Source organism: Hymenobacter persicinus (assembly GCF_004167665.1).
In the GTDB taxonomy this organism is placed as follows: Bacteria; Bacteroidota; Bacteroidia; order Cytophagales; family Hymenobacteraceae; genus Hymenobacter; species Hymenobacter persicinus.
On record NZ_SEWE01000026.1, the window covers coordinates 48922 to 74959 of the forward strand.

23 protein-coding genes are annotated in these 26038 nt (G+C 61.6%); 8 read left to right on the forward strand and 15 right to left on the reverse strand.

Going from position 1 to position 26038, the window contains the following annotated elements:
• Positions 1 to 49: 49 nt before the first annotated feature.
• The 7 genes from EWM57_RS13040 to EWM57_RS13070 all read left to right on the forward strand — a co-directional run bounded on the left by EWM57_RS13040 (position 50) and on the right by EWM57_RS13070 (position 7999).
• Entirely contained in the window at positions 50 to 862 is an 813-nt protein-coding gene (locus tag EWM57_RS13040) for a glycogen/starch synthase (RefSeq protein WP_129921590.1), read from the forward strand.
• Entirely contained in the window at positions 846 to 2345 is a 1500-nt protein-coding gene (locus EWM57_RS13045) for a DUF4270 family protein (RefSeq protein WP_129921591.1), read from the forward strand. The genes EWM57_RS13040 and EWM57_RS13045 overlap by 17 nt, the downstream gene beginning before the upstream one ends.
• Positions 2346 to 2439: 94 nt before the next feature.
• On the forward strand, positions 2440 to 4275 hold the full coding sequence (gene glmS / locus EWM57_RS13050; protein ID WP_129921592.1) for a glutamine--fructose-6-phosphate transaminase (isomerizing): 1836 nt from the start codon (positions 2440 to 2442) through the stop codon (positions 4273 to 4275).
• 148 nt (positions 4276 to 4423) lie between these two features.
• The gene (locus tag EWM57_RS13055; protein ID WP_129921593.1) at positions 4424 to 4807 is read left to right on the forward strand and encodes a RidA family protein; all 384 of its coding nucleotides are present in this window, start codon (positions 4424 to 4426) and stop codon (positions 4805 to 4807) included.
• A 159-nt stretch (positions 4808 to 4966) separates the two neighbouring features.
• The gene (gene gltX / locus EWM57_RS13060; protein WP_129921594.1) at positions 4967 to 6505 is read left to right on the forward strand and encodes a glutamate--tRNA ligase; all 1539 of its coding nucleotides are present in this window, start codon (positions 4967 to 4969) and stop codon (positions 6503 to 6505) included.
• A 202-nt stretch (positions 6506 to 6707) separates the two neighbouring features.
• Positions 6708 to 7076 carry a hypothetical protein gene (locus EWM57_RS13065; protein WP_129921595.1) on the forward strand — a complete coding sequence of 123 codons (369 nt, stop codon included), beginning with the start codon at positions 6708 to 6710 and terminating at the stop codon, positions 7074 to 7076.
• A 140-nt stretch (positions 7077 to 7216) separates the two neighbouring features.
• On the forward strand, positions 7217 to 7999 hold the full coding sequence (locus EWM57_RS13070) for a TIGR00266 family protein (protein WP_129921596.1): 783 nt from the start codon (positions 7217 to 7219) through the stop codon (positions 7997 to 7999).
• Between the two features lie 29 nt (positions 8000 to 8028).
• Here the strand turns inward: EWM57_RS13070 and EWM57_RS13075 are convergent, their stop codons facing one another.
• From EWM57_RS13075 to EWM57_RS13095, 5 genes are all read right to left on the reverse strand, one after another.
• Complete coding sequence (locus tag EWM57_RS13075; protein WP_129921597.1) at positions 8029 to 8304, reverse strand: hypothetical protein; 276 nt, start codon at positions 8302 to 8304, stop codon at positions 8029 to 8031.
• Positions 8305 to 8409: 105 nt separating this feature from the next.
• A complete protein-coding gene (locus EWM57_RS13080) occupies positions 8410 to 8880 on the reverse strand; it encodes a toxin-antitoxin system YwqK family antitoxin (RefSeq protein WP_129921598.1) in 471 nt (156 codons plus the stop codon).
• Between the two features lie 86 nt (positions 8881 to 8966).
• Entirely contained in the window at positions 8967 to 10487 is a 1521-nt protein-coding gene (locus tag EWM57_RS13085; protein WP_129921599.1) for a GH3 auxin-responsive promoter family protein, read from the reverse strand.
• 2 nt (positions 10488 to 10489) lie between these two features.
• A complete protein-coding gene (gene lptB, locus EWM57_RS13090) occupies positions 10490 to 11224 on the reverse strand; it encodes an LPS export ABC transporter ATP-binding protein (RefSeq protein WP_129921600.1) in 735 nt (244 codons plus the stop codon).
• 95 nt (positions 11225 to 11319) lie between these two features.
• Positions 11320 to 13161, reverse strand: a complete 1842-nt coding sequence (locus EWM57_RS13095; protein ID WP_165370510.1) for a M61 family metallopeptidase — start codon at positions 13159 to 13161, stop codon at positions 11320 to 11322.
• 160 nt (positions 13162 to 13321) lie between these two features.
• Here EWM57_RS13095 and EWM57_RS13100 point away from each other — a divergent pair, with 160 nt between their 5' ends.
• Positions 13322 to 13753 carry a DoxX family protein gene (locus tag EWM57_RS13100; protein ID WP_242510058.1) on the forward strand — a complete coding sequence of 144 codons (432 nt, stop codon included), beginning with the start codon at positions 13322 to 13324 and terminating at the stop codon, positions 13751 to 13753.
• A gap of 89 nt (positions 13754 to 13842) precedes the next feature.
• Here EWM57_RS13100 and EWM57_RS13105 read toward each other — a convergent pair whose 3' ends face one another.
• From EWM57_RS13105 to EWM57_RS13150, 10 genes are all read right to left on the reverse strand, one after another.
• Positions 13843 to 14223: a hypothetical protein gene (locus EWM57_RS13105; protein ID WP_129921602.1), complete on the reverse strand. Its 381-nt coding sequence runs from the start codon at positions 14221 to 14223 to the stop codon at positions 13843 to 13845.
• Positions 14224 to 14250: 27 nt separating this feature from the next.
• A complete protein-coding gene (recJ, locus tag EWM57_RS13110) occupies positions 14251 to 15975 on the reverse strand; it encodes a single-stranded-DNA-specific exonuclease RecJ (RefSeq protein ID WP_207218315.1) in 1725 nt (574 codons plus the stop codon).
• A gap of 294 nt (positions 15976 to 16269) precedes the next feature.
• Complete coding sequence (locus EWM57_RS13115; RefSeq protein ID WP_129921604.1) at positions 16270 to 18114, reverse strand: tetratricopeptide repeat protein; 1845 nt, start codon at positions 18112 to 18114, stop codon at positions 16270 to 16272.
• A 181-nt stretch (positions 18115 to 18295) separates the two neighbouring features.
• A complete protein-coding gene (locus tag EWM57_RS13120) occupies positions 18296 to 20422 on the reverse strand; it encodes a peptidylprolyl isomerase (protein ID WP_129921605.1) in 2127 nt (708 codons plus the stop codon).
• Positions 20423 to 20554: 132 nt separating this feature from the next.
• On the reverse strand, positions 20555 to 20848 hold the full coding sequence (locus EWM57_RS13125) for a hypothetical protein (protein ID WP_129921606.1): 294 nt from the start codon (positions 20846 to 20848) through the stop codon (positions 20555 to 20557).
• Between the two features lie 12 nt (positions 20849 to 20860).
• Entirely contained in the window at positions 20861 to 21439 is a 579-nt protein-coding gene (gene lptC, locus EWM57_RS13130; protein WP_129921607.1) for an LPS export ABC transporter periplasmic protein LptC, read from the reverse strand.
• Positions 21440 to 21455: 16 nt separating this feature from the next.
• Positions 21456 to 22805 carry an outer membrane protein transport protein gene (locus EWM57_RS13135; RefSeq protein ID WP_129921608.1) on the reverse strand — a complete coding sequence of 450 codons (1350 nt, stop codon included), beginning with the start codon at positions 22803 to 22805 and terminating at the stop codon, positions 21456 to 21458.
• Positions 22792 to 23535: a type III pantothenate kinase gene (locus tag EWM57_RS13140; protein ID WP_129921609.1), complete on the reverse strand. Its 744-nt coding sequence runs from the start codon at positions 23533 to 23535 to the stop codon at positions 22792 to 22794. Before EWM57_RS13140 ends, EWM57_RS13135 begins: the two co-directional genes overlap by 14 nt.
• Before the next feature lie 100 nt (positions 23536 to 23635).
• Complete coding sequence (locus EWM57_RS13145; protein ID WP_129921610.1) at positions 23636 to 25516, reverse strand: pseudouridine synthase; 1881 nt, start codon at positions 25514 to 25516, stop codon at positions 23636 to 23638.
• A 167-nt stretch (positions 25517 to 25683) separates the two neighbouring features.
• Positions 25684 to 26038, reverse strand: a 355-nt coding sequence (locus EWM57_RS13150) for a TraR/DksA family transcriptional regulator (RefSeq protein WP_129921611.1), incomplete at its 5' end; no start/stop codon positions are given.

A 26038-nucleotide genomic window follows, 5' to 3' on the forward strand; every position in this document is an offset into this window, starting at 1 on the left:
TGTGCATCCCAAAGTGTTGCCCTTTCCCAATCATACCAACTGACCTTTTATGTCCAAGTTGAGAATACTCTATGCTGCCACGGAAATTAACCCGTTTTTGCAGACGACCAAGGTAGCGGAGTTTCTGCGGATGCTGCCCCAGGGCATGCAGGAGATGGGGATGGAAATCCGCATTTTCGTGCCCCGCTTCGGTATTATCAACGAGCGTAAGAACCGTTTGCACGAAGTAGTTCGCCTGTCGGGCATCAACATCGCCGTGGGTGAGGAAGAAAAGCCGCTGATTATCAAGGTGGCCTCCATCCCGAACGCCAAGCTCCAGGTTTATTTCATCGACAACGAAGACTATTTCCACCGCAAGTCGGTGCTGGTCGACAAGAACGATAAATTTCACGCCGACAACGACGAGCGGGCTATTTTCTTCTGCAAAGGTGTGCTGGAAACCGTCAAGAAGCTGGGCTGGGCCCCGGACATCGTGCACTGCAACGACTGGATGACGGGCCTGATTCCGATGTACCTGAAAACGACCTACAAGAAGGACCCGATTTTCAAGGATGCCAAGTCGGTGTTCACCATCTACAACAACGAGTTCAGCCACAAATTCGAAGGCGACATCATCGAGAAGGCCAAGATGCTGGACATTGATGACGAAATGCTGGCGGCCCTCAAGTCGGCTGACTTCGGTGGCTTCATCAAGGTCGGCATGGAGTACGCCGACTCGGTGGTAAAATCCGACGAGGACTTCAGCGACAACCTGAACGCCATGTTCACCGAGTACTCGCAGAAAAAGCAGTTGGGGCAGGTTAGCTCCGACGAAAACCTGCTTTCCTCTTACTACACGCTCTATAATGAATTGGCTAGCTAGTAGCGCCTTCCGAGTAGCCTCGGTTTCCCTGTTTTCCACGGCTCTGCTGTTTGCCACGGCCGGCTGCGAGGATCCCAACGAATTAGGAGTAGAGCTGCCCGGCACCACTCCCATCAACACCGAATACCGCGACTTTCCGGTTACTGCCTCCACCGTGCGCCAGTCGCCGGTGGAAACGCTGAACTCCACCCGCTTCTTAGTGGGCCGGGTGCAGGACACCAAGGTGGGCACCACCACGGCCAAAGCCTTCCTGAATCTGCAGGTTCTCACCGCCGCGACCCTTCCCAGCCAGTTCACGGATCCGATTCTGGATTCGGTGGTCGTGGTGGCTGGCTTCGACCAAGTGTACGGCAGCTCGGCCAGCCCCGTCTCGTTTGACGTGTACGCCCTGACCAGCCCCCTCAGTGAGCGGGCTACCTACAACTCGGCCTCTAATGTACCGCTGGGCAGCCTGATCGGGGCCGGGCGCAAAAGCTCCCTCACCCGTACCAAGGTTGAGCAGCAGAGCAACGGCCTCAAAACCAAGATTCTGGTCAACGGCGTTTCCGTGGACAGCACCACGGCCGTCACCGTGCCCGACCGTACGGCCCGCCTGACGCTCTACCGTAAAGCCGCCGGCTCGCTGTCCGAGGTGCCGTCGGCGCTGATGCAGAGCATCTTCACGGCCCTCAAGGACAAGAACACTTCGTTTACCCAAACGACGCTCAACAACCTGTGGAAAGGCATGGCCATTGTGCCTTCCGACAACTTCACGGGAGCTGTCGTGGGCTTCAACCGGACGCTGGAGAGCCGGGTGCTGTTCTACTACCACATCAACGGGGCCGACGTCACGCCGGAGCCCTACCAGATTTTCTTCGGCAACTCGACCGGAGCCAACGCGGCACGGGTATTTACTCAGCTGCAGACGGCCTTCGTAGCCCCCTTCGACCAGCTCACGGACCCGACCAAGTCAGTGGCGCCCAGCGCCCCGGATCAGGTGGCCTACATGCAGGAAGGCCTCGGCCTGGGCACCAAGCTCGTTATTCCCGGCCTAGCTGATCTGCTTGCCAACTCCCAAGGTCTGGCCATCAACCGCGCCGAGCTGATTGTACCGCTCAAGCCGTTCACGAACGTGGTGTTTCCCGCGCCCAAGCAGGCGGTAGTTTACGAACTGGGGGCCGACAATAAGATTCTGCAGCGCACGGTCAACATTTCGCCCGTCGAGCGGCTTGTCCAAGCCGACGGCGCCAACCAGCAGGGTGCCGGCACGAATGCCACCGCGGCTTTCTACGACATCAGCCCAACGAATAAGTACTACAGCATCAGCATGACCAGCTACCTGCAGTCGTACGTATACGACCTACTGGGTGGGGAACGGCCGGCGGCGCTGATGTTCTACCCGGTTGTACGCTACTCCACGACCTCGCTCGACTTGTCGTTGAACCGGGCCGCCCTGGACGCTCAAAACATTAAGCTTCGCGTGTATTTTTCGAAATTGCGCTAGTCATCATTTGTCTTTTCATAATCACTGCGGCACGGCCTTTGTTGAGGGCCGTGTCCTTTTGATTTTCCCTCAACCCTTCTTTCTCTGACACATCATGTGCGGAATTGTCGCTTATATCGGGTATCGTGAAGCCTGCCCAATTATCATTAAAGGTCTGCGCCGTCTGGAGTACCGGGGCTACGACTCGGCCGGCGTCGCGCTGCTTAACGGCGCGCTGAACGTCTACAAAAAGAAGGGCAAAGTCCAGGAGCTTGAAAACTTCATTGCCGAAAAGGATACCCACGCCCACATCGGCATGGGCCACACCCGCTGGGCTACCCACGGTGAGCCCAACGACTCCAATGCCCACCCCCACTACTCCACGTCGGAGCGCATTGCCATCATCCACAATGGCATCATCGAGAATTACGCGGCCCTGAAAACGCACCTGCAGCAGCAAGGCCACGTATTTCACTCCGATACCGACACGGAGGTGTTCGTTAACCTGATTGAGGAAATCCAGAAGCAGAACAGCTGCTCGCTGGAGGAGGCCGTTCGGCTGGCCCTGCACGAGGTAGTGGGCGCTTACGCCATTGTGGTGCTGAGCAAGGACGACCCAAACCAGCTCATTGCCGCCCGCAAAGGCTCCCCGCTGGTAATCGGCATCGGCAAGGACGAGTTCTTCCTGGCCTCTGACGCTACGCCTATCATCGAGTACACCAATGAGGTAGTCTATGTAAACGACTACGAAATTGCCGTTATCCGCGACGGGAAGCTCGAGATTCGCAGCAAGGAAGACGTGCACCAGACTCCCTACATCCAGAAGCTGGAGATGGAGCTCGACAGCATCGAAAAGGGTGGCTACGAGCACTTCATGCTGAAGGAGATTTTCGAGCAGCCTCGCTCGATTCTCGACTCCATGCGCGGCCGTCTGGAGCTGGAAGCCGGTCACCTGAACATGGGTGGCGTGCGCGCCTACGAGCGGAAGTTCGTCAACGCGGAGCGCATCCTGATTGTGGCCTGCGGTACGTCGTGGCACGCGGGCTTGGTGGCCGAGTACCTGATTGAAGATCTGGCGCGCATTCCGGTGGAAGTTGAATACGCTTCCGAATTCCGCTACCGCAACCCAATTATCACGGAGCGCGACATCGTTATTGCCATTTCCCAGTCGGGCGAAACGGCCGATACGCTGGCCGCCATCGAGCTGGCCAAGAGCAAGGGCGCAACCATCTTCGGGGTGTGCAACGTGGTGGGTAGCAGCATTGCCCGCGCCACCGACGCCGGCGCTTACACTCACGCCGGTCCCGAAATCGGGGTAGCCTCCACCAAGGCTTTCACGGCTCAGGTAACCGTTCTGACCCTGCTGGCCATGATTGTGGGTCACCAGCGCGGCACGCTCTCCGACACCAAGCTGCGCGAGCTGATGATGGAGCTCAGCAACATTCCTGCGAAGGTGGAAAAGGCGCTCCAGCTCAACAACGAGATTGAAGAAATTGCCGAAATCTTCAAGGATTCGACCAACTTCCTCTATCTGGGCCGCGGTTATAACTTCCCCGTAGCTCTGGAAGGCGCCCTCAAACTCAAGGAAATCAGCTACATCCACGCCGAAGGATACCCTGCGGCCGAAATGAAGCACGGCCCGATTGCCCTGATCGACGAGAACATGCCCGTGGTGGTGATTGCCACCAAAGACAGCTCGTACGAAAAGGTGGTGTCGAACATTCAGGAAGTGAAAGCCCGCAAGGGTCGCATCATTGCCGTCGTGACCGAAGGCGACGATGTGATTCCGGCCATGGCGGAGTTTGTCATTGAAGTGCCCGCTACGAGCGACGTGCTGATGCCGCTGGTATCGGTGGTGCCGCTGCAGCTGCTGAGCTACCACATTGCCGTGTTGCGCGGCTGCAACGTGGACCAGCCCCGCAACCTGGCCAAGTCGGTGACGGTAGAATAACCAAGCCAAACAAGAAAGGCCGCGCTGGGAACCCCGGTGCGGCCTTTTTTTGTGCCCGCCCGGGTAGGCCGGAGTTGGGGCGGCGGGGTGTATTTTTCGCTTACTTTTGCTTCCTAACCGACCTTAGCCACCCTTTTCACTGCTCCTTATGGCCAATACCATCCTTTACTCCGCCGACGCCCCCGCTCCCATCGGGCCGTACAGCCAGGCCGTGCAGGCCGGCAACACCGTGTACGTGTCGGGGCAGATTCCGCTGGATGCCGCCGGGCAGCTGGTAGGCGGCGGCGACGTGGCGGCCGAAACCCACCAGGTAATGCGCAACCTGCAGGCCGTGCTGGCCGCGGCCGGCCTCACCCTGCTCGACGTGGTGAAGTGCAGCATCTTCGTGAAAGACCTGGGCAACTTCGGCCTGATCAACGAAGTGTACGGCAGCTACTTCCCCGCCGACTACGCTCCGGCCCGGGAAACGGTAGAGGTAAGCCGCCTGCCCAAGGACGTGCAGGTGGAAATTTCCTGCATTGCCGTCAAATAGTGAGTTTGTGAAATGGTGAAGTGGTGGGTTTGATGTTCTGGCGGCGCGCTATTGGCCACTTAGAACGGCCATTCACAATTTCACCGTTTCACAATTTCACCTTCCGTACCTTTGCGCGGCGTTTTTCTATCCCGAAAGATGCTGCGAACCGACTGTTTTATGGAAAGAGAAGTACGGGTGCGCTTTGCGCCCAGCCCCACGGGGCCGCTGCACATCGGCGGCGTGCGCACGGCGCTGTATAACTACCTGCTGGCCCGCAAGCTGGGCGGCAAGATGCTGCTGCGCATCGAGGACACCGACCAGAACCGCTTCGTGCCCGGCGCCGAGCAGTACATCATGGACTCGCTGCGCTGGTGCGGTATCGAAATCGACGAGGGAATCGAGCAGGGCGGCCCCCACGCGCCGTATCGGCAGAGTGAGCGGAAGCCCATGTACCGGCAGTACGCCCAGCAGCTCCTCGACAGCGGCCACGCCTACTACGCCTTCGACACGCCCGAGGAGTTGGATGCCATGCGCGCCCGCCTGACGGCCGCCAAGGTGCCCAATCCGCAATACAACAGCATCACCCGGGCCCAGATGCGCAACTCCCTCACCCTGCCCGAGGACGAGGTGAAGCAGCTGCTCGACAGTGGCGCCCCCTACGTGATTCGCCTGAAAGTGCCCCGCAAGGAGGAAATCCGCTTCAACGACCTGATTCGCGGCTGGGTGGTCGTGCACTCCTCGGCCGTCGACGACAAGGTGCTGATGAAGTCGGATGGGATGCCGACGTATCACTTGGCCAACATCGTGGACGACCACCTGATGGAAATCACCCACGTGATTCGCGGGGAAGAGTGGCTGCCCTCGGCCCCCCTGCACGTGCTGCTCTACCGCTATTTGGGCTGGGAAGACACCATGCCGCAGTTTGCCCACCTGCCCTTGCTGCTCAAGCCCGACGGCACCGGCAAGCTCAGCAAGCGCGATGGCGACAAGCTTGGCTTCCCGGTATTCCCGCTGGAGTTCCACGGTACCGATGCCGACGGCCAGCCCACGGTGAGCAGCGGCTACCGCGAAAGTGGCTACCTGCCCGAAGCCTTCATCAACTTCCTAGCCTTCTTGGGCTGGAACCCCGGCACTCAGCAGGAACTCTTTACCATGCAGGAGCTGATTGACGCCTTCAGCATCGAGCGGGTGAGCAAGTCGCCGGCCCGCTTCGACCAGAACAAGGTGCGCTGGTACAACGAGCAGTACCTGCGCGCCAAGCCCGACGCCGAGCTGGCTCAGTACCTCGTGGCGGAGCTCCAAACCCAGGGGCAGGACGTGCCCGCCGACAAGGCCGAGCAGATTGCGGCTTTGGTGAAGGAGCGCGCTACCTTCCCCGCCGACCTGGCCAAGGAAGCCCAGCTGTTCTTCCACCGCCCCACCAGCTACGACGAGCAGGTAATCAGCAAGAAGTGGAACGCGCCGGTAGCCAGTGCCCTCGGCGCTTTCGCCCAGGAGCTGACCACTGCCGCCGATACCTCGGCCGACGGCATCAAGGCTCTGCTGACCCAGGTGGTAGAAGGCCAGGGCCTGAAGCTAGGTCAGGTGCTGCAGGCCCTGCGCGTAGCCGTCACGGGGGCCGCCGCTGGCCCCGACCTGATGCACATTATGAGCATCCTGGGCGCCGCAGAAACGGCCCAGCGCATCCAGGCCGCCGTCGAAAAGCTGCCCGCCTAGCGCCGAGCCGCTTTTTTAGGTGCTTTTACAGAAAGCCGGTCGGAAAAATATTCCGGCCGGCTTTTCTGTGGACGGTGGGTGAGCGGCGACCGGCTCAGGCAACCTTGTGCATCCGTGGGCCGAGTTGTCCCGTAAGCTATTCACGGCGCCGCTGCTTCACGCGGAGCGCCACGCTGCTTCGACCACCTAACCGGACGCTTGTATGGCTAAGAAACCCGTGAATAAGACCAAAAAGACTGACCCCGACAAGAAGGCCCGCGTGCACAAGGAATTGGAGGGCTTTGAAATCAAGGTGAATCCCCTGGGGGAAATCACCTCTAATTATTCAATCGAGGACATCAACCACTTTCTCAACCGCCACGTGCGCGACAAGAAGCTCGTGAACCGGGACGGGCAGTTTGGCGAGAAAGACGACGAGGAATTTGCGCTCGAAGACGGCGCGCCGGAGCCGGAAGAGACGGACGAGGACTTCATGCGCCGGACCAGCAAGGAAGCCCGCAAGAAAGGCCCCAAGGGCGAAGCCGACTCAGCCGCGGAGGATGAACTGAAGTCGCCGCTGCCGGAAGAGTAAGCTGGCTTGCCCGTACTCTGGCCCCAGGCATAGAAAGCCTTCCAGCAATGGAGGGCTTCTTTTTTTGGCCGGGCCGCCGTGCCCGACAACCGCCGTTTTGCTATACTTGGGGCCGGTTTTCACTTCTTCGCCCCTCCTGTATGCACTCCCACGACATCGACTACCGCATCATTGGCTCCGACATTCAGGTTCTGGAAGTGGAGCTCGACCAGAACGAAACCGTGGTGGCGGAGGCCGGGGCCATGGTGTACATGGAAGAAGGCATTGCCTTCGAAACCAAGATGGGCGACGGCTCGGAACCCGACCAGGGCCTGATGGGCAAGCTTTTCTCGGCCGGCACCCGGCTTATCACGGGGGAGTCATTGTTTATGACCCACTTCACCCACCGCGGCCACACTGCCAAAAGCCGGGTGGCGTTTTCGGCGCCTTATCCGGGCACCATCATCCCGCTCGATCTGGGTACGCTGCCCCAGGGCCTGATTGTGCAGAAAGACGGGTTCCTGGCCGCGGCCCGAGGCACCAAAATTGGCATTCATTTCAACCAGCGCTTCGGGGCTGGCATTTTTGGCGGTGAAGGCTTCATCCTGGAAAAGCTCACCGGCGACGGCAAAGCCTTTATTCACGCCGGGGGCACCGTCATCGAAAAGCGCCTGCACAACGAGATTCTGCGGGTCGATACGGGCTGCATCGTGGCGTTTGAGCCCAGCGTGAGCTTCAGCGTGGCCCGGGCCGGAGGACTCAAATCAATGATATTCGGGGGAGAAGGACTGCTGCTGGCCACCCTGCAGGGGAGCGGCCGGGTCTGGATCCAGTCGATGCCCGTCAAGAAGCTTATTCAGGCCCTGATGCCCACCGGCAGCAACGCCGGTAAGGAAAGTGGCAGCGTGCTGGGCCGGCTGGTTGGCGGCGTGCTCGACGAGTAAGCCGCCCTTAGCACCGGCCAGCCAAGCCACTACTGGGGCGTAGAATCGGCGAGGGCCGTGGGCGGCGCGGCCATGGGCTGAACCGCTTCGTAGCTGACCTCCTCTTCCTTGCCGCTCATGGAGAAGGCAATAATGCCCAGACTTACCACCAAGGCAACGAGCAGTAGCCCCAGCAGGCCCATCGTGAAGTTGGAGCTGAGCTTAGGCGAAGTCGAGGAAGAACGGCGGCGCTTGCGGCGCGACGAATACGGGCGGTGGGAGGAAGCAGCAGGTGGCACGGGCAGGGCGAGAGCTTTAACAAGCACACAATATAGGTATTTCCCAATTCACGAACCGCCTTTATATTCCTGATTTTCCAAAGAAAAGTACAGAAACCTGATTTTATTACGGCTAGGGCAGCTTCCTGACACCTACGGATTTACGGCCCGCACTAGATTGCCGGCCTCGTAAAATTCCGTTTTACGAAGTTCACCGGCGGTAGAGTACACCGGCCACGGCCCGAACCAGTAAAAATGAGCCCCATCCGGTTCGGCCACAATGCGGGCCCGGCCACGTCGCCACACGCGCCCATTGGGATGAAAATAGGTAATGGCCAGCAAGCCCGCTGAGTCGCGGAAGTGCTGCTCCGTGCGTTCCAGAGTGCCCGTGGGGCCATAAAACCGGGCCTTGCCCACCGCGCGGCCGTGCCGAAACCGCTCCCGGGTGGCCAAGCGCCGGGGTGGGCCCGGGTAGTACGCCCGCCAGGGGCCGTGGGGTCGCAGCTTTTGGTCGTAGCGGTGCTCAGACCAGAACCCGACCGGGCCCCGGCTCGTCGTGCAGCTGCTCAGCACCAGCATAAACAGGAGCAGCAAAAACAGACCGGGTCGGCAGCGGGTAGCCATAGAGCAGCAGCGAGAGAAGCGGAAGCCAGGGTTATTCAACTAAGATATTAGTTATAACTCAGACAACCGCGCCACTTCTTCGGCAGCTATTCGATAAGCAGCAGTATTTCTTCCAGAAACTCGCGGGAATTGCTCAGGCGCGGGATTTTATGCTGTCCCCCGAGCTTGCCTTTGCGGGCCAGCCACTGCGCGAAAGTGCCCGCCGGAACGACCGTCAGCACCGGCGCTACCAGGGCCAGGTCGCGGTGGCGCTTGGCATCGTAGTCGGAGTTGAGCTCCCGCAGGGTATGGTCGAGGACGTGGGTGAAGCGGGCCGGGTCGGCCGGGGCCTGGATAAACTCAATGGCCCACTGGTGGCCGCCCCGGGAATTCTGTGCGACCCCGAAGTAAATGGGCGCCGCCGTGAAGTCGCGCACGGTGCTGCCGGTGGCGCGGCACGCGGCGGCAATGGCGGCATCGGCGTTTTCGATGACCACTTCCTCCCCGAAGGCATTCAAAAAGTGCTTGGTCCGGCCGGTGATGCGGATCCGGTAGGGCGCCAAGCTGGTGAAGCGCACCGTGTCCCCGATTTTGTAGCGCCACAACCCGGCGTTGGTACTGAGCACCAGGGCGTAGCTTTTGCCCAGCTCCACCTCTTCCAGGGTCAGGGTGCGCGGATTTTCGGCGTCGAACTGGTCGGCGGGAATAAACTCGTAGTAAATGCCGTGGTCGAGCAGCAGCAGCAGGTCTTCGCAGTCGGGCTGATCCTGGAAGGCCAAGTACCCTTCCGAGGCATTGTAGATTTCCAGGTAGCCCATCTGGGCGCTGGGAATCAGCTGGCGAAACAGCTCCCGGTAAGGACCGAAAGCCACTGCGCCGTGCAGAAACAGCCGCAGATTGGGCCATACCTCGGTGATATTGGCTACGCCGGCCAGCTCCGTGATGCGGCGCAGCAGCACAATCATCCAGGTTGGTACGCCCGCCAGCACGGCCACGTTCACGTCGAGCACGTGGCGGGCAATGCGCTCAATCTTTTCTTCCCACTCATCGAGCAGGGCCAACTCCAGCGGGGGCGTGCGGATGTACTCGGCCCAGCCCGGCAGGTTCTGCATAATCACGGCCGACACGTCGCCGACGCGAGAGTCTTTTTCGTCGGGGCGGAACGGGTTGGGGGCGTGCGTACCACCCAGCGACAGGGTTTTGCCATCCAGCACCCGTGACTCGGGGTAGAGCAGCGTGGCCGTGGCCGTCATGTCGCGGCCGGCGCGGTAGTGGCAGTCGTGCAGAGAGTCGTGGGTGACGGGAATGAACTTGCTGCGGGCGTTGGTCGTGCCCGACGACTTGGCAAACCAGAGCACCCGGCCGGGCCAGAGCACGTCGGCCTCGCCCCGCAGCACCCGCTCCAGGGCCGGATACAGTTCCTCGTAGCTTCTCACGGGCAGGCGCTGGGCAAACTCGCGGGGGCTGGGCGCATCGGCAAAGCCGTAGCGGCGGCCCCACTCCGTGTCGCGGGCCTTGAGCAGCAAGTCCCGCAACACGCGCTGCTGCACCTCGTGCGGATGCTGGCGAAAATGGTCGATGCTGGTCAGGCGCCGCTGCACGGCCCAGGTCAGGATAGAGCCAATCACCGCTAGTAGACTGTGCGCTTCAGCTCGAAATTCTTGCCCAGGTACACGCGGCGCACGGTTTCGTCGGCCGCCAGTTCCTCGGCCGTGCCGGCCTTGAGCAGCTTGCCCTCGAAGAGCAGGTAGGCGCGGTCGACGATGCTCAGGGTGGAGTTCACGTCGTGGTCGGTGATAAGAATGCCGATGTTTTTGTTTTTGAGCTTGGCCACGATGCCCTGAATTTCCTCGGTGGCAATCGGGTCGACGCCGGCGAAGGGCTCATCCAGGAGCACAAATTTGGGGTCCACGGCCAGGGCGCGGGCAATTTCGGTGCGGCGCCGCTCCCCGCCCGACAGCACCCGGCCCAGGTTTTTGCGCACGTGGGTCAAACTGAACTCGTGGAGCAGCTCTTCCACCTTGTCGTGCTGGGCCTGCTTGGGCAGGTTGGTCATTTCGAGCACGGCCAGAATATTTTCCTCCACGCTCAGGTCGCGGAATACGGAGGCTTCCTGGGCCAGGTAGCCAATGCCGCGCCGGGCCCGCTGGTAGATGGGCAGCTTGGTGATGTCCTCGTCGTCGAGGAAGACGCGGCCGCCATTGGGCTTCACCATGCCCACGGTCATGTAGAAGCAGGTGGTTTTGCCGGCGCCGTTGGGCCCCAAGAGCCCCACAATCTCGCCCTGCTCCACCGACAGCGACATATTATTGACGACGGTGCGGGACTTGTACGTCTTAACCAGGTTTTCAGCGCGAAGAATCATTGGCACAAAGGTATAAAAACCGGCCGCAGCCCCCAGAGTTGCCCGGGGCCGCGGCCGGTGGTCTTAGAACGGGAAGCGGGCCCGAACCGATGCTTTTACCGCAGCGGGGCCAGCACTTTCTCCCCCAGGGCGCGCTGGGCGGGCGTGGCCGCCGGGTTCACTTCGAGCACATTCTTGAGCGTCACATCGAATTCCCGGGGCGTGGCTTTCTTTTCCTGAACGGGCGCGGTGCCGCTCTGAAAACGCACCGTGACGGGTTCCAGAGAAGCTGGTTCCACCAGGGGGCGCAGCAGCTTTTCGGCGTTGGTCATGTCCAGGGCCGTGCCATTGACGGCCAGGATGGCGTCGCCCTCGTTTAGGCCGAAGGCGTTCTGCTCGGGCTTGGTTTGGGCCGCGCGAAACAGCTTTTTGTCGGTATCGTAGCGGAAGCCCAGGTTGCCGAAGGCTTTGATTTTGCTCTGGCCCTCGCCCTGGAAGCGCCAGCCGATTTTGTCGAAATACTCGGCGTAGGGCAAGGGCTGGCTGCCGATGACGTACTGGTCGAAGAACTGCTGGATAGCCGGGCTGGTCAGGGCCACGACCTCCGGAATCAGGTCTTTGTCTTCGAAGGAGCGGGTGGGTCCGTACTTCTGGCGCAGGGCCAGCAGCACGTCGCGCAGACTCTGGCGGCCCTGGCTGAGCTCCTGAATGCGGATATCGAGCAGCAGCCCGATCAAAGCGCCCTTCTCGTACACGTTGTCGTACATGTCCTTGTAGGGCGGCTCCAGAATCTTGCGGCTCATTTCGGTGAACGAGATGGTGGGAAACTTGTCGGCCTTGTCGATTTTCTCCTTGATGCGCTGCTGAAACTGCTCGGGCGAGGTCAGGCCGCCGCGCACCTGCACGAGCTGGGCAATGTACTCCGTGACGCCCTCGTAGAGCCACAGGTGCTGCGACATCTGGGGGTTGCGGAAGTCGAACTCGCCGATTTCGCGGGAGTGAATGTTCAGCGGCGCCAGCATGTGCAGAAACTCGTGGGAGGCCACTTCCTGCACCATGCTGCGCAGCCGGTCGGCGTCGGGCACCTCGGGCAGAAAGTAGAGCGAGGAGTACGAGTGCTCCATGGCCCCGTAGCCGCCCTTCTCGCTGGCCAGGGCCGAGCCGAAGGAAGGAAAGTACATCAGGAAATGGTATTCCGGCACCGGCATCTGTCCGAAGTACTTGGTCAGAGCCTCGGCCATGGGCCGCATGATTTCGCGCACCTGCGCGGCCTGCACGGCCCCGGTTTCCGACACGACGGCCACCGAAATCCGGGCGCCGCCCGTGCTGAAGCTGGCCGTGTCGGGCTTGCTGTAGAGGATGGGCGCGTCGGCCAGCGCCACGTAGCTGGGGGCCGAAAACACGTCCTGGGTGGGCGCCGGGTGCTGGGCGGCCAGGGACGTGGCCCCGTAGAAGGTGGCGGGCTTGGTCACCGTGACCTGGTAGGGCTGCATCTTGTAGCCTTCGAGGTAGCCGTAGAGGCCGTAGTGGTTGAGCACGAAGTTTTTGCCGGCGTCGAAGTTGGTGCCCCCGGGCTGGAAGATAAAGGCGTCGTCCTGCTTCACGTCCCAGGTGTCGTCGACGCTGTACTCGAGGCGGGCCAGGCTGGGGGCGTTGTCGATCAGAAACAGGTTGGCCCCGTCCTTGGTCACCTTGAGCTTTTTGCCCTTCTTATCGTAGGCCGTAAAGCCCGTCACGAAGCGGCCGTAGTCTTTCTTCGAATAAGAGCCCGGCACCACCGAGGGCATCACGTAGGTGGCCTTGGCTTCCTTCACCGGCGGCGTGTTGATGACCACGCGCACCTGGTCGTTGCTGACTTTTTGCAGGTCGAGAGCAATCTGGTAGCCGGCGGGCTGCTGAGCCAGAGCCGGAGCGGCCACGAATAACGATAGGCCCAGGGCCAGAGCGGATAATTTCATCAGGTAAAAGTCGACATAAACGGGCGCTTCGCAACCCCAGCGGCGGCGCGGCATCCGGTGAGCAGATTTGTGGCCGGACGCGCTACGCCAAGGCTACCGGACAGACGTACGTTAGCTCCGGCAGGCTGCGTGGCTTGCCCGTGCTTCTGCCCTGCTCCCTATGCGTCGTTTCAAACATATCAGCTCCTATGCTCTGGCCTTGGCCTTCATCGGCGTCGGCGTCCTGCATTTTCTCTTCGCCAAACAGTTTGCCCGCATCGTGCCCCCGTATCTGCCGGCCCCGATGCTGCTGGTGTACCTGAGCGGCGCGGCCGAAGTTGCCGGCGGGCTGGGCTTGCTGGGGGCCGCCATCCGCCGCTGGGCCAGTTGGGGCCTAATAGCGCTGCTGGTTGCCGTATTTCCGGCCAACGTGTACATGCTGCAAGCCCACGGCGCGGGCTTTGCGGTACCGCTTTGGGCGCTGTGGCTGCGGCTGCCCCTGCAACTGGTGCTCATGGCCTGGGTATGGTGGGCGGGGCGGCCGGACAAACCAGCTCTTTCTTTCACTGGCAGTCTACCGGAACTGCACCGTCCAGATCACGGTGTGGCATGATGTATTACCGGCATAGACGGCGCGCTTGAAAGCAGAAAGACCCTGGCCAGGTGGTTAGGGACTTTTTTTAGTTTTAAATAGGGAGCTTCCTATAGCAGAACAAATGTTTTCGCCCCTTTTGTCCCAGTCTTGGGCATGTAGTAAGTGGCAGTATCATTGGAAAATTGGGTAGGTCCGGTGGCCCGGCATACCGCAAACCAATGAGGAAGGGTTTTCCGAACAACGACACAATCACCCGGACGCAGCTGCCGGGCATACCGGTTGCCCACAGTATCACCTAGCTGCCGATACAGAACCGTTCTGGTGGCCAGTTCAAGCACCCGCGGATTGATTGAGCCCGCTAACACCTGCTCGATGCTCTGCCGGGGAGCTAGTTCGGCCGACCGGGGTTTCAGGTTGCCATTATCAACACTCTGGGCCCATGTTGCCGATGGCAAAAAGCAGGCAGCAATAGTGAGAAGCATTTTCATGCTCGCGTTACTAGAATTACCTCTCCCCTACTCCACCCACCGGATGTCCTTCACCCGCAGCTGCAGGTTTTTCACACCCCGGTACTCGTTGATTTCGATGGTGTAGCACACATTGAAGGGCGCACCCTGCAGAATCCGCTCGTGGTACTCGCCCAGCCCAAAGCCAATGGCGTCGACCGTGTGCTGCCCGTCCTGGGTGAGAGCCAGCTTGAGGTGGGAGTTGCCCACAATGCGGGCCGAGTTGGTGGCCGCATATACCCGCTCCGACTCGAACACCGGGTTGGGGTTGCCGGGGCCGAAGGGCTCCATCTGCTGGAGCAGCTTATAGAAGCTCGGCGTAATCTCGCTCAGGGGCAGCACCATGTCGATTTCCACCGGCGGAATCATCTGCTCGGGCAAAATGCGGCCGGCCACGATGCTCTCAAACTTCGCCCGGAACTTGTCCACGTTTTCGATGGGCAGCGTCAGGCCGGCGGCGTACATGTGGCCCCCGTATTGGTCGAGCAGGTCGGCGCACTCCTCAATGGCCTGGTGCACGTCGAAGCCCACCACCGAGCGGGCCGAACCGGTAGCCTTGCCGTTGCTCTGGGTCAGGATGATGGTGGGGCGGTAGTACTTGTCGAGGCAGCGCGAGGCCACGATGCCTACCACGCCCTTGTGCCAGTCTTCCTTGTAGAGCACGGTGGAGTGAGCTGTGCGGTGGGTGCTGTCCTGCTCAATCATTTCTAGCGCCTCCTTGGTGATGCTGGTGTCGAAGCCGCGGCGCTCCTGGTTGGTTTTGTCGACTACCCCGGTTTTTTCGGTGGCTTCCTCCTTCGTAGCGGCCAGCAGCATAGCCACGGAGCGCTTAGCGTCGCCCATGCGGCCGGCGGCATTAATGCGGGGCGAGAAGCCGAACACGAGGCTGCTGATGTTCAACAGGCCCGCACCCAGGCCGGCCAGCTCGCGCAACGCGTCGAGGCCGGGGCGCTGGGCGTGGTGAGGATCATTGAGCAGGCGTAGGCCGTGGTAGGCCAGGGTCCGGTTTTCACCCACGATGGGCACGATATCGGCGGCGATGCTGACGGCCAGCAAGTCGAACATCTCGTGCAGGGGCGTTTCATCGAGGCCCTGGTTGTCGCTCAACGCCTGCATCAGCTTGAAGCCCACCCCGCAGCCGGAAAGCTCCTTGAACGGATACTCACAGTCGGCGCGCTTGGGGTCGAGCACGGCCACGGCCGCGGGCAGCTCGGCACCGGGCAAGTGGTGGTCGCAGATAATGAAGTCGACACCGCGGGTGTTGGCGTAGGCTATCTTATCGACTGACTTCACCCCGCAGTCGAGGGCAATAATCAGCGCGTAGCCGTTGTCAGCCGCGAAGTCGATGCCGGCTTCCGAGATGCCGTAGCCTTCCTTGTAGCGGTCCGGAATGTAGTAATCGATGCGCTCGGGCCCGAACAGGGGCAGCAGATAAGAGTACACCAGGGCTACGGAGGTGGTGCCGTCCACGTCGTAGTCGCCGAAGACCAGCACTTTTTCGCCCTCGTGCAGGGCGCGCACGAGGCGCTGCACGGCACGGTCCATGTCGCGCATCAGCAGCGGGTCGGGCAGGGTGGTCAGGGCCGGGCGGAAGTAGGCGTAGGCCTCGTCGTAGGTGCACACGCCGCGTTGGCAGAGCAGGGCCACAATGGCTTCATTCACGCGCAGCGCACTGGCTAAGTGGCGCACTTTCTCCGCGTCGGGCGCGGGCTTGCGAATCCATCGTTTTTCCATAATCTCGGCGGGATACCCTATCTAGGCAATACCTCCAAAAGTAAGAAGAAAACCGCGTCCGCGCCGGCTGCCCCGGCCGGTGGGGGCCCGAATGTGTACTTTTGGGGTTCCGCTTTCTTTCGTAAGTCTCTATGAACAAGCTACGCGCATTTTACCGGCAATACAAACAGTATATTCTCACCGATGGACTGATGTATCTGGTGTTTTTTGTAGCGCTGGGGCTGATGTTCCTTTTCTTCGGCTAAGCGGCAGCACTGGCCTCCGGCACCTTGCTCAGCATGAGCGGCGGGCTGCCTAGTTCACTGCGTCGCCGCGGAGCTTGCGGAAGCGCTTGCGGGCTTCGGCCACGTAGATGCTGCCGGGATACTTGGTCAGCACCTGGTTGTAGAGTTCCTTGGCCTTTTCGCGGTCCTGGAGGTTTTCCTCGGTGATGCTGGCGCTCAGAAACAGCGCGTCGTCGCTGAGTACGTCGTACTTGGGGTTGGCCGTGATGCGCTGGAGCGTAGCCAGCGCGTCCTGGTAGTTGCCCATACGGCGCTGAAGCTGAGCCTTCAGGTACCACGCGTCGTCGGACAAGGCGTGGCCGGGGTACTTGCGCAAGAGCTCATCGAGGCCCTTCACGGCTTCGGGCAGGCGGTTCTGGAACACGAGCAGCTCCACCTTGGAGTAGTCGCGCAGGGCCACGCCGGACGTGTCCATGGCGGTGTTGTCGGTGATGAGCAGGCTGAGCTGCATGGCGTCGTTGGCAATTTCGCGGCTAGTAGCTTCCTTCAGAATGTCGAGGTGGCTTTTGGCCAGCTTGAAGTCGCCGGCGTAGTAGCTCAGCCGGGCATTGCGCAGCTTGGCCTCGTAGCCTACCGGCGAGTCCTTGTGCGACTTTTCCACCTGCGAATACAGCAGCGTGGCCTCCCAGGGCTCGTTGCGCAGCACGTAGATGTCGGCCAGGTTGATTTTGGCGTCGTCGACCACGTCGAGGCTGGCCCGGGGCAGGGCAATAACTTCCTGGAGCAGGGCCATGGCCTTTTCCTTCTCATCGAGCTGAAAGGCGTACAGCGCGGCCATGTTGCGCAGCATCCCGGCCGTTTCGGGCGTTTTGCCCAGCTCGGTCAGCACGGTTTGGTACTCGGTTATCAGCCCCCGGATTTTGGCCGGGTCCACGGGGTAGGTGTTGCGCACCTGCTCCTCCCGAGTTTGCACCAGCCGCTGCCGGGCCACGGCGTAAAACTGCCCGCCGCGGTACTGCTGAATTACGTACTCGTAGCCGCTGATGGCGCTTTCGTAGTCTTTGTTGCGCTGGGCAATGGCGGCCAGCTCCATCACGCGCATACCCTCGGTGCGGCTGCGGCGGTCCAGGGCCTTGGCCTGCACCAGGGCCCCACCGAAGTCCCGGCGCTGCACCTGCAGCCAGAGCAGCAGCTCACTGTTGACGGGCCGCTCGGGATATTTCTGCACGTTCGTAATCAGAATACGCTCCAGGGCGTCGAAGTCCTTGTCCTCGCGCAGGCTGTTCTGCAGCATGTTGCGTACGAAGGGCAGCTGCTGCTCGTCCTGCTGCACCAGGCGCAGGGTTTCGGCCATCACCTTGTCGGTTTGCCCGTCCTGGGTGTAGAGCTGAATCAACTGGGGCGCAAACTCGGTTTCGGACTTGGCCAGCTCCCGGCCGCGCAGGTAGGTTTTCTCGGCCCACTCGGGCAGCTTACGCTTCCCGAACTCGGTGGCCACGGCTACCACCTGCTCATTGTTGGTCTGGGCCACCACCCGCTCAAACTGCTTGTCAGCCGCGGCCTGGTCACCGCTGGCGGCGTAGAGGCTGCCCAGCGCCACGCCGTAGCCCACGTCCTCGGGGTGCTGGCGAATGCCCTTTTTCACCAGCTTCTCGGCGTCCTTGTAGCGCTTCAGGTTCTGGAGCACGGCCAGGTAGTCGGGCAGCACGTTGGCGGCCACCTGCTCGTCGGCGCGCAGGCGCGCAAACAGAAAGGCCGCCTTCTCATTCTCGCCTTTGCGAGCGTACTCGTGGGCTAGGGCCAGGCCCCCACCCTCATCCTGGGCGTAAGCCAACGGCGCGGCGCCCAGCAGGCCGCAGCTCAGCAGCAGGGCCAAACGGTAATTGCGAAAACGAGTCGGAAGGAACGGACGCATAGCGGAGGAAGTCCGGTGAAAGGTTGCGGTAAGGTAAACCAGCGGCGGCCCGGTTTCATTCCAGCCCGGTGAGTTGAACGGCCGGCACCGCGGCCAGCGGAGCTACGCTCCAAACACGGCCGCAAACAAAAAGGGCTGCACCCGAAGGTACAGCCCTTTTTGCTGGTCTAAGCCGGGCGGCTTAGAAGAACTTGGTGCGGTTGTCCTTGATTTCGGCGCGGGCCTTTACGGCCTCGTACGTGGCACCATCAACGCGGGCAGAACGCTGAGCCGTGAGCTGCTGACGCAGGGCCTTCACGTCTTGCGGAGCCGTGGCGGGCACGATGCTGCCGGCTTCGACAATCAGCACGCCCTGCTCACCCTGAATCGGGGCCGACTTCTGACCGGGCTTCAGGCCGAACACTTTGCCCAGAGCTACGGGCTCACCGCCCAAGCCCTGAATAACGCCCGTACCGAGCACGGCGTCCGTGGCCGACTTCACCTGGGCCGTGGGGCCGTAAGCGGCGGCAATCTGCTCCAGCGAGCCTTTCGTGCCTTCCAGCTTGCCCATGATCTGCTTGGCCTTCTCCTCGTTGCGGACGGCGGCCGTCAGCTCGGGCTTCAGGCTGGCCACGTCGGCAACGCCCTTGGCCCGCTCGCCGGTGAGGGCGGCAATGACGTACTGGTCGTTGATTTCAAACACGTCGGAGACGTCACCCACCTTGGTGGTTTTGCCACCCTGGCCGGCACCGTAGGCCCAACGCACCAGTTCGCGGGCGTTCTGCAGGTTGTTCACGGCCCGGTCGCCGCGGCCGAGGCCTTTGGCTTCCTGCTTCTGCAGGGTCTTGTCCTTGGCCGTCAGCTGACGGAACGACTCCAGATCCGTAGCCTGGCCTTTCAGCTCCTGGGCTTTGGCGTACGCGGCTTCGCGGGTAGCGTCGGAAGGTACGATGCTCTTCTGCACGGCGGCAATCTGGTATGTCTGGGTGGTTTTCGGCGCCGTGATTTTGATGATGTGGTAGCCGAACGAGGTCTTGGTCAGCGTGGGCAGCAGGCCGGCCGAGGTAGCGCCGAATACGGCCTTCTCGAACTCAGGCACCATGCGGCCCTGGGTGAACCAGCCCAGGTCACCGCCCTGGTCCTTGGTGCCGTCGGTACCGAACTGGCGGGCCATGGCGGCGAAGTCGGCGCCGGCTTTGATTTTGTTCAGGATGTCCTGAGCCTTGGCTTTGGCGGCGGCATCCGCCTCGGGTGTGGTGCCTTCAGGCTTGATCAGAATGTGGCTGGCGCGGGCCGAAGCCTGGGTGCCGGCTTTCTGACCCGTTACCTTGAAGATGGAGTACACGCCATTCTCGGCGTAGGGGCCATATACCTGGCCTACTTTCAGCGGCTGCTGGCTGCGGAGCTTCTCGGGCATGTCGGCCGGCGACACGTAAGCGGAGCTATAAGGCTGGTCGGAGTTGAGCTTCACGAACAGCGAGTCGCTGGGAGCGGTGCGGAACTGGGCCGCCAGCTCATCCACGGTTTTGCGGACGCTAGCGCTGTCTTCCGACGAAGGCGAAACCGGGATGGTCACGTACTCGATGCTGCGGCCTTCTTCCACTTTGTAGCGGCCCTTGTTCTTGTCGAGGTAGGCCTGAAGCTGCTCGTTGCTCACTTTTACCGCCGAGTCGGAGATGGAGAAGTAAGGCACGAACAGGTAGCGGAAGTTGGCCTTCGTGTTCTGCATCTCGCCAAACTGCTTGGCTTCAGCCGTCGTCACGTAGGTCGACATCTTGATCAGGTTGTTGTACTTGTTGGCCAGGCGCTCTGGGCCGAGGTTGGCTTCGAAAGTGCGGAAGGCATCCTGAGCTTGGGGGGGCAGCTTGTCGAGGTTGCGCAGGTACTCAATCACCTTGGCGCGGTCAAACTGGCCGGTCTTGGGGTCGGTGAAAGCCTGGCGGATGCTGGGGTGAATGTTTTTGCCCTGCACCATGTCGGTCAGCTCGTCGTCCGAAACCTTCAGGCCCAACTTGTCAAACTCCTGCTGGAAGGCAATACGGTAAATGGTCTGGTTCCAGGCTTGGTCGCGCAGGTAGCCCATGGTCTGCTCGTCGGGCTGGCGGCCCTGCTGCTGAATAAAGCTCTGCTTGGCCTGCTCGACGGCATTTTGGAAATCGTTGTATTCTACTTTCTCGCCGGCGACTTCGCCCACGACGTTTTCATTGCGGTTGAAGAGACGGTTTTTGCCGCCGATCAGGTCGCCTCCGACGATAAAAAGCAGCAGTCCAATGGCGACGATGCCAACGGCCCAGCTCGATTTTTCCCGAATCGTGTTAATTAATGCCATTTACTTGAAAAAAAGCGCGGTAAGAAAAGTAGAAAGAGCCGCAAAATAACCAGAATCCCCCGGACATTCAAAGCCGACCGGATACAACCGCGCCCGGAGGGGGGTCCGGGCGCGCAAGTTTCAGGAAGAAAGCTAGTTTCGGCGCTTGGGGCGGGCCGGGATTTTAACCGTTTTCCCGGCCGCTGACTTCGGCGGAGCTGGCGGCGGTACGGCCGCAGCCTTTTCCTGGTCGCGCTGCTTGAGGTAGCGGTACCACATGGTGCAGGCCAGCGAAATCATGAATATGAAGTAGTTCCGCTGCAGGCTTTCTATCGGCTCCTTGGGGTTGTTCTCGACGATGGTCTGGTAGACGCCGATAACGAACGTGACCACGCTCACCGCAAACAGAATGGTGCGGCCCATGCCCGGGGCCCAGAATCGTTTCATGTGCAGGGGCCGTTAGGGCTGAGTGGTTTTCGACTGGTCGACGGTGAAAATGCCCTCCGGCTTCATAATCCGGTAGCGCGAGAAGTCCTGGTTGGCCGTCAGGCCGTAGCCGGTCAGGATTTCGGTCAGCGTTTCCACCTTCACGAACATCTCGGGCTTGGTGTAAATCTGAGCCTTAGCCTTGTCGTAGAACACTTCCTCGGTGTTCATTTTCTGCTGCTTTTCCTCGTTGCGCACCCGCACGTCGCCGCGCACGGTGTAGAGGTTCTTGTTCTTCTCGAACTTGCCGTACTTGCCGCTGAGCGTGTTGACGATGGTGCGGCCGCCGTTGCCGTAAAAAATCACCTTCACGCCCTTGGGGTAGATCTGGTCCCCGGTTTCGAAGGTCTGCTCCAGCGGGGCCGTCAGGCGCACCTGCAGCTTGGCCGAGTCACTGACCAGGGTCAGCACGTTGGTCACTTCCACCGTGGGACCGGTGTAGACCACCTTCTTGTTGGAGCCCGCGTCTTTCTTCTCGCAGCCCGTGTTCAGGCCGGCGGCCAGCACTAAAGCCAGCAGCGACGAGCAGCGGAAAAGAGAAGGCAGCTTCATGACGGCGCAGGCAAGGTTACTCAATGCGGCGTTTGATAAACCAGCGGTTGTTCAGCGTCACGCCCAGCTGCATCTTCAGGTAGTCGTCCTTCACGTTGTTGACGGTGCGGGCTTCGGCCGTGTTGGTATACGAGTCGAGGTTGCCGCGCTGCCCGTAGGTGAAGGCCAAGCTGAGCACAGTGGCATCGAGGGGCGTGGCCGTGGGCAGCGGAAACGAGAAGCCCCAGCTCACGGCCCGGTCGTACAGGGTCTGGCCGTTGGGCTGGTAGGGCATCTGAGCCGCCGTCAGCCCCACGCGGTACGACACCCGCTTGAAGTAGTTATCCACCGAGGAAGCATCCGGGGTGTACTCGCCGCCGACGCCGATGCGGACGGTGTTTTTCAGCGTGGCCGTCGTCGTGGCGCTCGAATTGGTGAAGGGCTGGTATTTCGACCACTGCTGGTGGGCTGCGTCCACGTTCACGCTCCAGCTCTTGTTGTTGTCGAAGCTGACGCCAAGTTGGGTCAGGGCGGGTACAATGGCCTTGCCCTTGCGGTCAACAAACTCGTCGAAGCGCTCAATCTCGAAGCCGTTGGCCGTTTCGCGCCGCTGGGTGAGGCTGCGCGTGCCGCTCAGATCGGTCTGGAAGCTATACACGCCCGCCAGGTTGTAGTTGAGCTTGTCGTTGATCTTGCCGCGGTAGTGGGCCGCGCCGCGGAAGGCGAAGTCGGAGTAGTGCAGGTGCTCCAGCCGCACCACCTTGGTGATGTCTGTAGCTAAGTCAGCACTGGTAAATACTGACGTGCCCGTCGACAGGTCGATGCTGCCGAACACGTAGGAAGCGGTGGCGCCCAGGGAGAAGTTCTTCCCGATGCGGTAGCCCTGCGACAGATACGCCTCCGACAGGCCGCCTTTGCCCCGCTCCTGGGTCAGCACGCTGGCCTTGTTGGGGTCGGTGGCAATGGTCTTAACCGTGTTGGCCTCGTAGTCGACGGACGTGTAGGGCTTCAGGCCGGCGGCCGCGCCCCAGTTCTTGGACAGCGGCACGGCCAGGGCCAAGTAGCTCAGCGAGGCACTCCCCGACCGGTTTGACTGGCTGACCGTGTGCAGGCGCCGGAACAGGGCGCTGAAGCCCGCCTCGTACGTCGTGCGCGTTACGTAGGCCAGCATGGCCGGGTTCAGCTCGTTCACGTTCACGGTGTTGGGCGCAGCCAAGCCGACGCCGCCCATGCCCTGCTGCCGGACGCCGCCCACGTTGCCCGTGAAGTCACCGAAGCCAACCCGGGAGTAGGGCGAGTTGCCGAGGCCCTGCCCCTGCGTACGTGGTGCGGCCAACAGGCTCAGCAGCGTCAGCCCCGCGAGGCCAGCAAATTTAGTTTTCAACATTGTGCACCAGTATTCGGTGAAGCCCGAGTAGCACGAGCTCCGGAATGACAAAGATATGGCCTTTCAGCCGGGGTTGAAAAAAGCGGGCGTCGCCGCCGGCCAGCACCACGGCCAACTGGGGGCTAAATGCCCGGTACTGCTCAATCAGGCCGTTGACTTCCGCCACGGCGCCATTGAGCACGCCGCTGCGAATGGCCGACTGGGTGTCGTCGCCGGTCAGCGCCAGCGGGGCCTGCCCGTCGGCGGGCATTTCCACCAGCGGCAGCCGGCCCGTAAACTGGTGCAGGGCTTCGAAGCGCATCCGCAGCCCCGGCGCGATGCTGCCGCCCCGAAACGTATGCCCCCCTTCCACCCAGTCGCACTTGATGGCCGTGCCGGCGTCCACAATCAGCGTGTCGCCGGCCGGGCGCAGCCAGGCGGCCCCCACGGCGGCGGCCAGCCGGTCGGCACCCAGGGTGTGGGGCGTGGCGTAGGCATTCTGAATGGGCAGCGCGGTGGTGGCGGGAGCAAACTCCAGCACCCGGCCCGTCACCAGCGGCCTTAGCGGAGTGGTCCACTGCGCGGCCGCCGCGGCCACCGATGCTACCAGCACGTGGTCGGGCCGGAGCCGGGCCACGGTGGCGGACACCTGTTCCGGGGTGAGGCCCGCCCCCGCTTCCAGCAGCCCATCCTCTTCGAAGCAGCCGTACTTGACGGCCGTATTACCAATATCGAAGACGAGGGTACGCATGAAAAAAGGAAATGTGATGCCGACCAGCCGGGCCCTAAAACAGACCTGCTGCCCAGCCGCCCACTCGTAGGAGTCGGCCACCGGGCAGCAGGTTGCTTGTTTACATGAAATACTTCAGCCGGATAACTTCTTTCTCGGTCAGGAAGCGCCACTTGCCGCGGGGCAGGTCCTTCTTGGTCAGGCCCGCGTACTGCACGCGGTCCAGGGCCACCACCTCGTAGCCGAGGTGTTCAAAGATGCGGCGCACAATCCGGTTGCGGCCCAAGTGCAGCTCGATGCCCACGAAGTGAGCGTTGCCGGCCACGATGGCCACGTCATCCACGTCAGCTTTGCCGTCTTCCAGCTCCAACCCTTCCGAAATCTGACGCAGGTGGTCTTCGGTCAGGGGCTTGTTGAGCTCGGCCTGATAGATCTTCTTGTTTTTGTGCGAGGGGTGGGAAAGCTTCTGCGCTACCTCACCGTCGTTGGTGAACAGCAGCAGACCCGTCGTGTTGCGGTCGAGGCGTCCCACGGGGAAGATCCGCTCCCGCGACGCGGTGGCCACGAGGTCCATTACCGTTTTGCGGCCCTCGGGGTCTTCGGTAGTCGTGATGAAGTCCTTGGGCTTGTTGAGCAGCACGTACACCTGCTTCTGCCGGTTCAGGTTGGTTTTGCCGTACTGCACCGTGTCAGTTGGCTGCACCTGGTATCCCATTTCGGTTACCACCTGCCCGTTTACCTTGATTTCGCCGGCGGCAATGAGCTCATCGGCGTCGCGGCGGGAGCAGATGCCCGCGTTGGCAATGTAGCGGTTCAGGCGTACCGAGTCCGACTTCTCTTCCTCGCGCCGACGCTTGTTGCCGCGGGTTTTGTCTTCCTCGTAATGTCGCAGATTGTTGTACGACGGTGCTTCGCCCTCCACCTCGCCCCGCTTGGGCTTGTCGGCCCGGTTGGAAGTGGCAAAGCGTTTGTCGGAGCTGGGGCTGATGCGCGAATTCCGCTCCCCGAAAGGCTTGGCATCGTCGCGCTTGTCCTTGTCCTCGAAGCGGCGCGGCGCGGCGTTGCGGTCGGCATACGTGCCCCGGTCAGCGCTGGGCTTGTTGCCGAAGCTCGGCCGTTCCCCCAAGCTGCGGGCTCCGTAGCTGCTGTCGCGGCGCTCGGTCCGCTCGGGGCGGTCAGTCGATTCGCGGCGGTCGTTGTCGCGGGTAAATTCTTCCGGGGGCTTGCGGAAATCAAACGGGCGGGCCGGCCGGATGGCGCGGTTCGGGCCCGTGTCATTATCCCGATCAAAGCTTTCGGCCGGCGGCGTGCTCGGCATCGGCTGGCTGTTGCCGGCTTCCTGCTCAAAAGGGTTAGCCTTTTTGAACTTGCGGTTACGCTCACCCCGCTCACCCCGGGGCACGGCGGGCAGGCCCTCCTGCCGATATGGTTGGCCGGGCCAGTTGGCCTTGGGCTCGTACGGGCGGGCGGGCCGCTCGTCGCGCGCCTCCCGGTCCCGGTCACCGTAGCTGCTCCGACGGTCGTCACCGCGACTTTCAAAGCGGCGCGGAGCGTCCCGGTCGAAGGAGCGTGGCGGGCGGCTGTCCTGGTCGCGGTTGAACGGACGAGCGGGGCGGTTGCCACCATCGCGGCCACCGAACGAAGGCCGGTCGTTACCGCCTTCGCGGTTGAATGGCCGGCGCGCGTCATCGTTGTCGCGGCGGGGCGCAAAGCCCCCACGGCCGCCGGAGCCCTCGGTGCGGTTGAAGCCCCCCTGGGCGCCAAACTTCTTCGGTCCACCGAACCCGCCACCTTCGTTGGGGCGACTAGCGGGCCGGTCGAAGGAAGGGCGCGAGGAAAAGCCGCGGGCATTATCCTTGCCGAAGCGGCTGCCGGTGCTGCCTTCCGCGGGGCGGGGCGAGAATTTGCCGGTGCCTTTGGCATTGCCGGAGTTGCCGTACGGACGCGAATCAGCGTCGCGGCGGCGTTCCGGCTTGTCGCCGGAGAAATGTTTCTTGCTCATAGTTGCAAGTAAAGCGTGCCGTATCGCTACGGTACAAATGAGAAAATGATCTGGTTCAGAAACTGGAGCAGGACTAACGCATTACCCCAGAAAACAGTGCCCGGACCAGCAACGCGGCCCAAACGAGCCGGTACTAGTCCGGGCAGCATGTAGTAGCAGAAGCGCGACTAGTCGCGGCGGGCCATCTTGGCTTCGATGGAGTGCTGCGTATGCGGCACGGCGCGCAGGCGCTCCTTCGAAATCAGCTTACCCGTCCCGATGCACACGCCATACGTACCGTTTTTGATGCGGATAAGCGCATTTTCGAGCTGCTGGATGAACTTCATCTGGCGGGAGGCCAGCTGGTTCAGGCTTTCTTTTTCGGCAGTGTCGGCACCATCTTCCAGCACCTTCGATGAGGATGCAGTATTGTCGGTGCCCGAATCGTTGCGGCGGCTCAGAGTTTCCTTGATAAAGGCAACTTCCTTCCGGGCAGCGGTGAGTTTGTCCTGGATAATATCCTGGAACTCAACCAGTTCTTCC